This is a genomic window from Mesorhizobium sp. B2-3-12, assembly GCF_006442205.1.
Taxonomy (GTDB): Bacteria; Pseudomonadota; Alphaproteobacteria; order Rhizobiales; family Rhizobiaceae; genus Mesorhizobium.
The window spans coordinates 402,023-413,285 of the sequence record NZ_VFVR01000002.1 but is presented as its reverse complement, the minus strand read 5'-3'; the positions used below and the strand labels follow the sequence as shown (position 1 = coordinate 413,285).

At 63.6% G+C, this 11,263-nt stretch carries 10 protein-coding genes; 3 read left to right on the top strand and 7 right to left on the bottom strand.

Annotated features, from left to right (window positions below; all coding sequences use genetic code 11):
• Position 1: 1 nt before the first annotated feature.
• The 7 genes from FJ948_RS07275 to FJ948_RS07240 all read right to left on the bottom strand — a co-directional run bounded on the left by FJ948_RS07275 (position 2) and on the right by FJ948_RS07240 (position 8,159).
• Positions 2-2,557 (bottom strand): PAS domain-containing sensor histidine kinase, encoded by a 2,556-nt coding sequence (locus FJ948_RS07275; protein WP_140702920.1) that lies wholly within the window; start codon positions 2,555-2,557, stop codon positions 2-4.
• Between the two features lie 188 nt (positions 2,558-2,745).
• Positions 2,746-4,146: an adenosylhomocysteinase gene (gene ahcY / locus FJ948_RS07270; protein WP_140702918.1), complete on the bottom strand. Its 1,401-nt coding sequence runs from the start codon at positions 4,144-4,146 to the stop codon at positions 2,746-2,748.
• Positions 4,147-4,318: 172 nt separating this feature from the next.
• The gene (locus tag FJ948_RS07265; RefSeq protein ID WP_140702916.1) at positions 4,319-4,615 is read right to left on the bottom strand and encodes an HPr family phosphocarrier protein; all 297 of its coding nucleotides are present in this window, start codon (positions 4,613-4,615) and stop codon (positions 4,319-4,321) included.
• Positions 4,612-5,013 (bottom strand): PTS sugar transporter subunit IIA, encoded by a 402-nt coding sequence (locus FJ948_RS07260; protein WP_027032585.1) that lies wholly within the window; start codon positions 5,011-5,013, stop codon positions 4,612-4,614. Before FJ948_RS07260 ends, FJ948_RS07265 begins: the two co-directional genes overlap by 4 nt.
• A gap of 164 nt (positions 5,014-5,177) precedes the next feature.
• On the bottom strand, positions 5,178-5,624 hold the full coding sequence (locus FJ948_RS07250; protein WP_140702914.1) for an HPr kinase/phosphorylase: 447 nt from the start codon (positions 5,622-5,624) through the stop codon (positions 5,178-5,180).
• A gap of 24 nt (positions 5,625-5,648) precedes the next feature.
• Entirely contained in the window at positions 5,649-7,433 is a 1,785-nt protein-coding gene (locus FJ948_RS07245) for a sensor histidine kinase (protein ID WP_140702912.1), read from the bottom strand.
• 24 nt (positions 7,434-7,457) lie between these two features.
• Positions 7,458-8,159: a response regulator transcription factor gene (locus FJ948_RS07240; protein WP_013528337.1), complete on the bottom strand. Its 702-nt coding sequence runs from the start codon at positions 8,157-8,159 to the stop codon at positions 7,458-7,460.
• Positions 8,160-8,504: 345 nt separating this feature from the next.
• Between FJ948_RS07240 and FJ948_RS07235 the strand changes: the two genes are divergently transcribed.
• The 3 genes from FJ948_RS07235 to lysM all read left to right on the top strand — a co-directional run bounded on the left by FJ948_RS07235 (position 8,505) and on the right by lysM (position 11,248).
• Complete coding sequence (locus FJ948_RS07235; RefSeq protein WP_140702910.1) at positions 8,505-10,115, top strand: phosphoenolpyruvate carboxykinase; 1,611 nt, start codon at positions 8,505-8,507, stop codon at positions 10,113-10,115.
• Between the two features lie 134 nt (positions 10,116-10,249).
• On the top strand, positions 10,250-10,687 hold the full coding sequence (arfB, locus tag FJ948_RS07230) for an alternative ribosome rescue aminoacyl-tRNA hydrolase ArfB (protein WP_140702908.1): 438 nt from the start codon (positions 10,250-10,252) through the stop codon (positions 10,685-10,687).
• 90 nt (positions 10,688-10,777) lie between these two features.
• Positions 10,778-11,248: a peptidoglycan-binding protein LysM gene (gene lysM, locus FJ948_RS07225; protein WP_140702906.1), complete on the top strand. Its 471-nt coding sequence runs from the start codon at positions 10,778-10,780 to the stop codon at positions 11,246-11,248.
• Positions 11,249-11,263: the final 15 nt, after the last annotated feature.

Genomic DNA, 11,263 nt, shown 5'->3' with positions numbered 1-11,263 from the left:
GCTACTCGGCCGCGGCGCGGATGCCCGGCATGTCGGGGAAGGTGCAGATGACGGTCGTGCCCTTGTCCCTACCGGTTTCGATGCGAACGGCGCCGCCATGCAGTTCGACAAAGCTCTTGACGATCGACAGGCCGAGGCCAGCGCCGCGCCGGCGGCCGCCATTGGCGCGCGGCTCGAAGCGGCGGAACACCGAATCGAGCACGTCGGGCGGCATGCCGGGCCCGTCGTCGTGAACCGAGAACTCGACTCCGTCCGCCAGCTGGCGGCAGGCCAGCCGGATGGTGCTGGCCTCCGGCGCGTAGTTGGCGGCGTTGCTCAGCAGATTGTAGAGGATCTGGCGGATTCGGGTTTCGTCGCCATGGAACGTCTTCGGCGCCGCGGCGGCGTCGACCGCGAGGCGGATCGAATGCTCCTCCAGCCGGTCGGAGACGAGTTCGGCGGCGGCCGCGATGGTGCGGTCGACACGCACTTCGGAAATGTCGAGCTGCATGATGCCGGCGTCGACCGTCGCAAGGTCCAGTATGTCGTTGACGATGGTCAGCAACACCGAGGAGGACGAGCCGACATGCTCGACATATTCGCGCTGCTTCTGCGTCAAGGGGCCGGTCGTGGGTAGCGACAGCAGCTCGGTGAAGCCGATGATGTTGGTCAGCGGCGAACGCAGTTCGTAGGACACATGCTGGACGAAGTCGTTCTTGAGCTGGTCCGATTTCTCCAGCGCCTCGTTCCTGTCCTTGAGCGCGCGTTCGACATGGACGCTGTCGGTGACGTCGACGAAGGTCATCATCACTTGCCCGTTGGGCAGCGGGATCATGGCGTAACGCAGCACGGTGCCGTTGTTGAGCTCGGTCTGGCCGTGGCGGTCGCGGCGCTCTTCGTCGAAGCCGGTGATGGCGGCGACGAAGCCGGGCCACGGGCTCTCGACGGCTTGCCGGTCGCAGAGGTCGCGTATGGCCGATACATGCACACTGGGCTTGGCGGCTTCCTTGTCCAACCCCCACAGCGTGGCAAAAGCCGGGTTCGACAGGCGCAACCGGCCGTCGGGGCCGAACACCGCGACGCCCTCAGCCAGATTGTCGAGCGTTTCGCCCTGGACCCGGACCGCGGTCCGGTAGCGGCTTTCCAGGTCCATCTTCTCGGTCAGGTTCTCGAACACCCAGGTGACGCCGCCCTTGGGTTGCGGGTTGGCGAGGACGCGGATCGTCTTGCCGTCCGGCAAATGCCACCAGTGTTCCTGCGATTCGACCGCACGGTAGGCGCCGAGCAGGCCTTCCTTCCAGCGGCGCCATTCCGGCTGCTCGGCGATCTTGCCTTCGCTGCGTAGCCGGTCGAGCAGAAGGGCGTTGTCGGGCGCGCTGTGCAGGAAGCCGCTGTCCAGCCCCCACAGTTTCTGGAAGGCCTGGTTGAAGAAGCGCAGCTTCTCGTCGGTGTCGAAGATGGCGACAGCGGTGTTGAGCTGGTCGAGCGTATCGGCGTGGCTGCGCACGGTCCGCTCATATTCGCCGCGGATGGCCTCGATGGCGCTGGTGTCGCAGGCAAGGCCGGCCGAACCGTCGGCGCCGGCAAAGTCGGTCACCGCGAACACGCGGCGGTCGCCTTCGATCACCGTCGAAAGCGACTGCTCGAACACCGGATGCGATTTGTGTTGCGTGGCGATGGCTTCGCGCGCCTGGCCGCCGAGGAATTCCTTGGCGTCACGCACGGCGGCCTCGGCGCTCTCGGCTTCGACCGCGTCGGCATAGGCCCGGTTGACCCATTTAAGGCGGCCATGCTCGTCGCGCAGCCATGCCGGCATCTTCAGCGCCTCGAGCAGGCCGATCATCGTGTCATGGTCGGCTGCCAGCCGCTGGTTGTCGATCTTGAGCCGGGCCTGGCTGCGTTGTGTTTCGGAAAGCGAAACAAACCGCACCAGCACATGGGCCGCGCTCTTGCGGCCATGCACTTCCAATGGGGCGCCGGCCTGCGATTCCATCACCAGGTCGAACGGCCTGCCCTTTTCGCGCAAACCCGCTATGGCATGTTCGAGTGCGGCCGCCGAACGCGGCATCAGCCAGCGGCCGAAGGCCAGGAACGCGGCCCGCTCCTCCGGTGCGCCGCTTTCAGTCGGCAATGTGCCGATGAGTTCGGGTTTCTTGTTCTCCGAAGCCCAGACGACGACACGCTGGTCGCGCAGATTGAGCAGCGCCTCCGAACGCCGCAACGCGGCGCTGACATCGGCGACGCGGCTTCTCAGGTCGACATTTTCCGCCGATGCGCGCGCGCGTTCGCGGATCAGAACGATGGCTGAGAGGAACGCCGCTCCCATCACCCCGGCAAAGACGGCCAGTTGCATGACCTCGACAGTGTTGATCGAGAGGCTGGCTACCGCCACTTCGGCGCCCTGGGCGCGCCCCGCTCCGCCAAACAACGGACCGGCGAGCGTGGAGCCGGCAAGCAGCAGTCCCGCGCGGCCACGCCACGAACGGCGCCCGCTAGGCCTGGCCGAGCCAGTGGCCCTCGAATCCTGATGGCCGCCGGAAACGGCCTGTCCCGCGTGAAGCGGGTTATCCCCCGGCATGTCTTGGTCCTCTTCGCCGCCTGAATGCAAGACCGCCCTGATGCGTACGCCGACCCTCGTCCCCGAGCCCGCGAATCACAACAATAGCGCCTGCCGGAATCGGCGTGAAGAATCATTCGGCGCAAAAATAAAGCCGGGCGAAAAGTCAATCGCCCGGCGTCAATATCTGGTAGTAAATCTAGCTTTGGTTAATAGCGGTAGTGTTCCGGCTTGAACGGACCCTGTGGCGTGACGCCGATATAGGCGGCCTGCTCACCCGACAGTTCGGTCAACCGGGCGCCGAGCTTGTCGAGATGCAGGCGCGCGACCTTCTCGTCGAGATGCTTGGGCAGCACATAGACCTGGTTCTGGTACTGCTCGCCCTTGGTGTAGAGCTCGATCTGCGCCAGCACCTGGTTGGTGAAGGAGGCCGACATGACGAAGCTCGGATGACCGGTGGCGTTGCCGAGATTGAGCAGGCGGCCTTCCGACAGAAGGATCATGCGCTTGCCATCCGGGAAGGTGATCATGTCGACCTGCGGCTTGACATTGGTCCACTTCAGATTGCGCAGCGACGCGACCTGGATCTCGTTGTCGAAATGGCCGATGTTGCCGACGATCACCATGTCCTTCATCGAGCGCATATGCTCGAGGGTGACGACATCCTTGTTGCCGGTGGTGGTGATGACGATGTCGGCGGTCGGTGCCGCATCTTCCAGCGTGACCACTTCAAAACCGTCCATCGCGGCCTGCAGCGCGCAGATCGGATCGACCTCGGTGACCTTGACGCGGGCGCCCGCGCCCTTGAGCGAGGCCGACGAGCCCTTGCCGACGTCGCCATAGCCGCAGACGACCGCGACCTTGCCGGCCATCATCGTGTCGGTACCGCGACGGATGCCGTCGACCAGCGATTCCTTGCAGCCATATTTGTTGTCGAACTTCGACTTGGTGACCGAGTCGTTGACGTTGATGGCGGGGAAAGGCAGCAGGCCCTTCTTCTGCAGCTGGTAGAGCCGGTTGACGCCGGTGGTCGTCTCCTCGGTGACGCCGCGGATCGCTTCCCGCTGCTTGGTGAAGAAGCCCGGCGAAGCCTTCAGGCGCTTCTTGACCTGGGCGTAGAAATATTCCTCTTCCTCGCTCTGCGGATTGGACAGCACGTCCTCGCCGGCTTCGGCGCGGGCGCCGATCAGGATATACATGGTGGCATCGCCGCCATCGTCGAGGATCATGTTGGAGAGGCCGCCATCGGCCCACTGGAAGATCCTGTCGGTGTAGTCCCAGTACTGTTCGAGGCTCTCGCCCTTGACGGCGAAGACCGGAATGCCGGCCTCGGCGATGGCCGCGGCGGCATGGTCCTGGGTCGAAAAGATGTTGCAGGAAGCCCAGCGGATATCGGCGCCGAGCTCCTTCAGCGTCTCGATCAGCACCGCCGTCTGGATGGTCATATGCAGCGAGCCGGTGATGCGCGCGCCCTTGAGTGGCTTCTTGGCGCCGAATTCCTCGCGGCAGGCCATCAGGCCCGGCATTTCGGTCTCGGCGATATCCAGTTCCTTGCGGCCCCAGCCGGCAAGCGAGATGTCGGCGACCACATAGTCCTTGCTACCCGTCATGGCAGTGCTCCCTGCGAATGTAATGCGTGCGAATTGTTTGCGGATGCGCCCGAGCCGGAAGACATTTCCAGGCGCGCGAATTGCCGGCCTGACTAGCAGATCAGGCTTCGTACGACAATGGGATATAAAGAAATCTTTATTCGTGCATGTCCCCGGCGGACTGATTTCCGGGTCAGCACTCCTCGCCGAAACGGGAGGCGACGAGCTGCTCCAGCGCGTCCATGACCTCAAGTGCTTCGGGGCCGCTGGCGGTGACGCGGATCGAGTATCCCGGACTTGCCGCCAGCATCATCAGGCCCATGATCGAGGTGCCGCCGACCTTGACGCCATCCTTCTCGACATGGACCGAAGCGTTGAAGCCGCTGGCCAGCTGGACAAACTTCGCCGATGCGCGCGCATGCAGGCCACGCTGGTTGACGATCGGAAACTCCCGGATGATCTGGTCTTTTTCCGGGGATAGCGCGTTCATTTGCTGCTCAGAAGCTGGCTGGCGACGTTGATGTATTTGCGGCCGGCGGCCTGCGCCTCATCGAGGGCGGCGGCCATGTTGTCGCCCTTGCGGATCGAGGACAGCTTGATCAGCATCGGCAGGTTCATGCCGGCGATCACCTCGGTGCGGCCCGACTCCATCACCGAGATCGCAAGGTTGGACGGCGTGCCGCCGAACATGTCGGTCAGCACGATCACGCCCGTCCCTGTATCGACGCGGGCGACGGCGTCGACGATGTCGCGGCGACGCTGCTCCATATCGTCGTCGGCACCGATCGCCACGGTTTCGAAATTGTCTTGTGGCCCGACGACATGTTCGACGGCATGTCGGAACTCGGTGGCCAGTTGACCGTGCGTTACAAGCACGAGTCCGATCATTCTATGGTGGCTCCCGTCATCGCCGCTTCACAGGCGCATTTTATGCTCGCCAGCCAATCCAGGCGGCGGGAGCGCTATCTTGTCGACGCGCGGCCCGTTGACAAGCCCAAAATTGCGCCGGCCCATGCCATTTTGACGCATTGCAGCAAAAAACCCGGGGCGGATCATGGAAAAGGCGCGATCGACACCCGCGCCATCACGGCCGGCAAGGCGGCCGCGACATTGCGCTCGGCCAGATCGATCCGCGCCACCGCGCAGCCGGCGATGTCGTCGCTGGCGTCCTCCTGGAAGCGCGCGATTTGACCGGCCGGCAGCAGCCGCAGATGCAGGTCGACGACGCAGGCCGGCTCGAATGGGAGAGGCCGCGGCCCAAGCCCCGGCACTTCGGCCAGGCCCGCTATGGTGGTGGGCGCGCGGCAGACCAGCCGCCCCGCACGAGCTTCGACGAAGAGCTGATCGTCGCCGACGAGCCGCGAGAACAATCCGTGCTGCTGGCAATGGCCGATCAGCGTCAGCGCCAGCGTTGTCTTGCCTGAACCGGACGCACCGGTGATGAAGACGCCGCGCTCGCCGATCAGCAGCGCCGTCGCGTGAATGTTTTCAGGTCGCACGTCGCAATCCCCGGCGATAGGCGCTCATCCCTCGGCTGGCAGCGTCACGACGAAGCGTGCGCCCTTGATCTCGCCGGGCTTGGTCCCGGGAATGTTTTCGGCGGTCAGCGTACCGCCGTGAGCCTCGACGATCTGCCTGGAGATCGACAGGCCCAGACCCGAGTTCTGCCCGAACGCCTCGCCGGCCGGTCGGTCGGTATAGAAGCGTTCGAAGATGCGCTCGATGTTGTCGGCGCGGATGCCGGGACCATTGTCGTCGACTGTCAGGATGTTGAACTTGCCGGCGCGCGCCAGCGACAGGCTGATGTGGCCGTGGTCCTCGGGAACGAAGGAGCGCGCGTTCTCGATCAGGTTGGTGATGACCTGGCCGATGCGCAGATCGTGGCCGACGACCAGATAGCCTTTGGCGCCCTGCGGCAGCTTGGCCACCTTGAGTTCGATCTCGACCGCCTTCTTGTTGCGCGTCGTCTCACGCGAAACAGCGACGAGGTCGGTGACGAATTTCTTCAGGTCGACGGTTCCGGCATCTTCGCGGGCCAACTCGGCGTCGAGCCGCGAGGCGTCGGAAATGTCGGTGATGAGGCGGTCCAGCCGTTTGACGTCATGCTGGATGATCTCCATCAGACGCGCGCGTGAATTATCGTTTTTCGCCAGCGGTAATGTTTCGACGGCGCTGCGCAGCGATGTCAGCGGGTTCTTCAGCTCATGCGAAACATCGGCGGCGAAGCTTTCGATGGCCTCGATGCGCGCGTAGAGCGCGTTGGTCATGTCGCGCACGGCGACAGACAGATTGCCGATCTCGTCCTGGCGGTCGGAAAAGTCGGGGATTTCCTCGCGGCTCTTGACACCGCGGCGCACCCGAACGGCAGCGGCGGACAGCCGGCGCAGCGGATTGGCGATGGTGGAGGCCAGCAGCATCGACAGGATGGCCGTGACGAGCGCCGCGATGCCGAAGACGCGCAGGATCGCCTTGCGTTCGGCGGCGACGATCTTGTCGATGTCGCCGCCTTCGGTCGACAGCATCAGCACGCCGAGAACGGCGCGAAAACGCTGGATCGGCACCGCCACCGAGACGATCTGCTCGCCCTGTTCGGAGACCCGCACGATGGTCGACGGGCTGCCGGTCAGCGCCTTGACCACTTCGGGGAAGGTAGCGCCATTGCCGCCCGGCTGCTCGTGATAGACCGGCAGGTCGGTGTTGCGGAAGAAGTCGAAGATGAACTTCTGGACGCGCTCGACAAGATCGGGCTCTTCCTCGTCGACCGGCGGCAGGTCGTAGCGCAGGATCTGGCCGCGCGAATAGAGATGGCGCGAATCGAGCAGCAGGTTGGCGTCGCGGTCATAGATGCGGGCGCGTGTGCGGGTCGGCGAGATCAGCCGCCGCAGCACGGGCGCCACGCGCTCGGGATTGATCGGAAAATCCAGATTGTCGAGCTGGTCCGAGCCCGGCCCCAGGCTTTCGCCGGCCTGCAGCTCGAGCAGTTTTTCCGGGTCGATGCTGATCGAATCCGTCTCGACCGTCGCCGACGCCGCGATGGCGCCGGCGATGATCTCGCCTTGCGTCATCAGGCTTTCGACGCGCGCGTCGATCAGCCCGTCGCGGAAGGTGTTGAGATAGAGGATGCCGGTGACGAGCACCGCCAGCCCGGCGAGATTGAGAAAAAGGATACGCCGCGTCAGGCTGGAGAAGATATGATGGCCGAGGAAGCGGCGCATCGGCACCGTGAATTTCGACACGAAGGACGGCATGATGCGCGACGGCCGCCTGGCAGCGGCCGCTGGTCTGCTTCGTTGTGCTTCCACTGCCATCGAATAGCAGCTCCTGACTAGGCTTTACGCTTCGCGGAACCGGTATCCGACTCCGTAAAGGGTTTCGATCATTTCGAAGTCGTCGTCGACGGCCTTGAATTTCTTGCGCAGCCGCTTGATGTGGCTGTCGATCGTGCGGTCGTCGACATAGACCTGCTCATCATAGGCCGAATCCATCAGCGCATCACGGCTTTTTACCACGCCCGGGCGTTGCGCCAGCGAATGCAGGATCAGGAACTCGGTGACGGTGAGCGTTACCGGCTCGCCCTTCCAGGTGCAGGTATGGCGCTCCTGGTCCATGACGAGCTGGCCGCGCTCGAGCGAGCGAGCCTGCTGGCTGGGCGTTTTTGCCGCGGCCTCGCGGGCGCTGGCCCGGCGCAGAACGGCGCGCACCCGCTCGACCAGTAGGCGCTGCGAGAACGGTTTGCGGATGAAGTCGTCGGCGCCCATCTTGAGACCGAACAATTCATCGATCTCGTCATCCTTGGAGGTCAGGAAGATCACTGGCAGGTCGGATTTCTGGCGCATCCGGCGCAGAAGCTCCATGCCGTCCATGCGCGGCATCTTGATGTCGAGGATGGCAAGATTCGGCGGCCGGGCCGCCAGGCCTTCCAGCGCGGACGCACCATCCGTATAGGTCTCGACGCGGTAGCCTTCGGATTCGAGGGCGATCGACACCGACGTCAGAATGTTGCGGTCGTCATCGACAAGCGCGATTGTTGCCATTTCAAGTGGCTCCCTCATGAGCTGTCCCTTCTGTCGTAAGAGAAGGGGCTTTTGCAGGACAAATTAGGTACAAAATGTGGCATAGGCCTTATCCGCTGTCACGCGCGGGGTGCCGGCGGCCACAATCCTACCTCGACACGGATTGGACGAACGGACACGTCCAATCCTTTGGGCAGCCATGAAACTTTTCGCATATATAAACGATTTAAACAACTTTCAAAATATTTAAATCGATTAATGATTTGATATCATTTGGCTTTTCTGGTTCTGACCATCCTAGCCTGCTTGGCAGGTGTGCCGGAAATGTGCCGGCAAAGATGCGGCAAATCTCAAGAAGGGTCACCAATGTCGGAAGTCGGCAAACGCAATCCTGCCTGCGCGATCGATCATGTCGGTCTGAAAACCTCCGGCGTGGTGCGCTACAATTTCGGCGCGGCCGCCCTTTATGAGGAAGCGATCCGGCGCGGTGAAGCCCGGCTGACCGCGCATGGCGCGCTTGTCGCCGAAACCGGCCAGCACACCGGTCGCTCGCCTAAGGACAAGTTCGTCGTGCGCGACGCCACCACCGAACTGCCAGTCTGGTGGGACAACAACAAGGCGATCTCGCCGGCCCAATTCGACGCCTTGCTCGCCGACTTCCAGGCCCAGGCCGCCGACAAGGATCTCTATGTGCAGGATCTGGTCGGCGGCGCCGACGCGGAGCTCAAGCTGCCCACCAGGGTGATCACCGAATTTGCCTGGCACTCGCTGTTCATCCGCAACCTGCTCATCCGTCCCGACGCGGCCGAACTCGAACAGTTCGTGCCGGGGATGACGATCATCGACCTGCCGTCCTTCCGCGCCGATCCCGCCCGCCACGGCAGCCGCACCGAAACGGTGATCGCCGTCGACCTGACGCGCAAGATCGTGCTGATCGGCGGCACCTCCTATGCCGGCGAAATGAAGAAGTCGGTGTTCACCATGCTGAACTACCTCTTGCCGGAAAAGGGCGTCATGCCGATGCACTGCTCGGCCAATGAAGGTCCGGCAGGTGACGCCGCCATCTTCTTCGGCCTGTCGGGCACCGGCAAGACCACGCTGTCGGCCGATCCGTCCCGCACGCTGATCGGCGACGACGAGCATGGCTGGGGTCCGCACGGCATCTTCAATTTCGAAGGCGGCTGCTATGCCAAGACGATCAAGCTGTCGGCGCAAGCCGAGCCGGAGATCTTCGCCACCACGCAGCGCTTCGGCACGGTTCTGGAAAATGTCGTGCTCGACGCCGATGGCGTGCCGGACTTCGATGACGGCCGGCTCACCGAAAACACACGCTGCGCCTATCCGCTCGACTTCATCCCCAATGCCTCGAAGACCGGGCGCGCCAGTCATCCGAAGAACATCATCATGCTGACCGCCGATGCTTTCGGCGTGATGCCTCCGATCGCCAGGCTGACACCGGCGCAGGCGATGTATCATTTCCTTTCCGGTTACACGGCCAAGGTCGCCGGAACCGAAAAGGGCGTGACCGAGCCCGAAGCCACCTTCTCGACCTGCTTCGGTGCCCCTTTCATGCCGCGTCACCCCTCGGAATATGGCAATCTGCTGCGCGAACTCATTGCCCGCCATGGCGCCGATTGCTGGCTGGTCAACACCGGCTGGACCGGCGGCGCTTACGGCACCGGCAAGCGTATGCCGATCAAGGCGACGCGCGCCTTGCTCGCCGCGGCCCTCGACGGTTCGCTGAAGACGGCCAGGTTCCGCACCGACGCCAATTTCGGCTTCGAGGTGCCGGAGGCCGTGACTGGCGTCGACAGCGCCATTCTCGACCCGCGCTCCACCTGGGCCGACAAGGCCGCCTATGACCGGCAGGCGGCAAGGCTGGTCGGCATGTTCGCCGTCAACTTCGAGAAATTCGAAAGCCATGTCGACGCCGTGGTGCTGGGGGCCGCACCGCGGATGCAGGAAGCGGCGGAGTAATCATCCCGCCGCTCGACGTTCTCTCATGCATGTCGTCATCCCGGAACCGACGTCACTTCTGGGCGACATGCATTGGAAGGGCCCGGCTTCGATCGGGCCTTTTCTTTTTTAGTCCGCCGCGCCATGACTGCGGCATGCCGATCGACGACGACATCATCATATCGGGCGAAGCCGTGATCCATCCGGGCGATCTGCACGAGGATTTCATCCGCTCGTCCGGTCCTGGCGGCCAGAACGTCAACAAGGTGGCGACAGCGGTGCAGTTGCGCTTCGACGCGCACAACGCGGAGGGCCTGTCGGACCGCGTGCGCGAGCGGACCATAAAGCTTGCCGGCCAACGCGCCACCAAGGACGGTGTCATCGTCATCGAGGCCGGACGCTTCCGCACCCAGGAACAGAACCGGGCGGATGCCCGGGCAAGGCTCACGGCGCTGGTCGCCAAGGCGGCCGAACCGCCACCGCCGCCGCGCAAGAAGACAAGGCCCTCAAAGGGGGCGGTCGAGCGGCGACTGAAGAGCAAGGCGGGGCGCGGTACGATCAAGAAGCTGCGCGGCCGGGTAGAGAACGATTAAGCAACGCGCCAGTCGCGTGCGCAAAACCGCTTTCAATTTTGCGTTGCAGATGCAAGTTTCCCTTATTGCCACAGCAAGGGAGACGTAGAAATGGGTATGTTCGATTTCGTCAAGAGCGTCGGCAAGAAGCTCGGCATAGGCGGCGACGAGGAAGCCGCACCCACCGCCGACACCCTCAAGAAAGAACTCGATTCGCACAAGCTCGGCACCGATGGCGTGCAGGTTGTCGTCCAGGGCGATACCGCGGTGCTGAAGGGCGTGGTCAAGGACCAGTCGATCTTCGAAAAGGCGGTCATCGCCGTCGGCAACACGCTCGGCGTCTCCAAGGTACAGGCTGACGAGTTGCAGGTCGCGCCGGCTTCCGGCACGGCCGCCCCGGCCAAGGAGCCGACCTTCTACACCGTCCAGAAGGGCGACAATCTCTGGAAGATCGCCGAAAAGAGCTATGGCAAGGGCCAGGGTGTCAAGAACACGGTCATCTTCGAGGCCAACAAGCCGATGCTGACCCATCCCGACAAGATCTATCCGGGCCAGGTCCTGCGCATCCCCGAGCTTGGCTGAACCGCCGAGCCGGGT

Excerpts from the sequence above, each read along its gene's own strand:
- ahcY (WP_140702918.1), bottom strand. The coding sequence starts at position 4,146 with ATGACGGGTAGCAAGGACTATGTGGTCGCCGACATCTCGCTTGCCGGC.
- FJ948_RS07240 (WP_013528337.1), bottom strand. The coding sequence starts at position 8,159 with ATGGCAACAATCGCGCTTGTCGATGACGACCGCAACATTCTGACGTCG.
- lysM (WP_140702906.1), top strand. The coding sequence starts at position 10,778 with ATGGGTATGTTCGATTTCGTCAAGAGCGTCGGCAAGAAGCTCGGCATA.
- FJ948_RS07235 (WP_140702910.1), top strand. The coding sequence starts at position 8,505 with ATGTCGGAAGTCGGCAAACGCAATCCTGCCTGCGCGATCGATCATGTC.
- FJ948_RS07265 (WP_140702916.1), bottom strand. The coding sequence starts at position 4,615 with ATGAACGCGCTATCCCCGGAAAAAGACCAGATCATCCGGGAGTTTCCG.
- FJ948_RS07260 (WP_027032585.1), bottom strand. The coding sequence starts at position 5,013 with ATGATCGGACTCGTGCTTGTAACGCACGGTCAACTGGCCACCGAGTTC.
- arfB (WP_140702908.1), top strand. The coding sequence starts at position 10,250 with ATGCCGATCGACGACGACATCATCATATCGGGCGAAGCCGTGATCCAT.
- FJ948_RS07275 (WP_140702920.1), bottom strand. The coding sequence starts at position 2,557 with ATGCCGGGGGATAACCCGCTTCACGCGGGACAGGCCGTTTCCGGCGGC.
- FJ948_RS07245 (WP_140702912.1), bottom strand. The coding sequence starts at position 7,433 with ATGGCAGTGGAAGCACAACGAAGCAGACCAGCGGCCGCTGCCAGGCGG.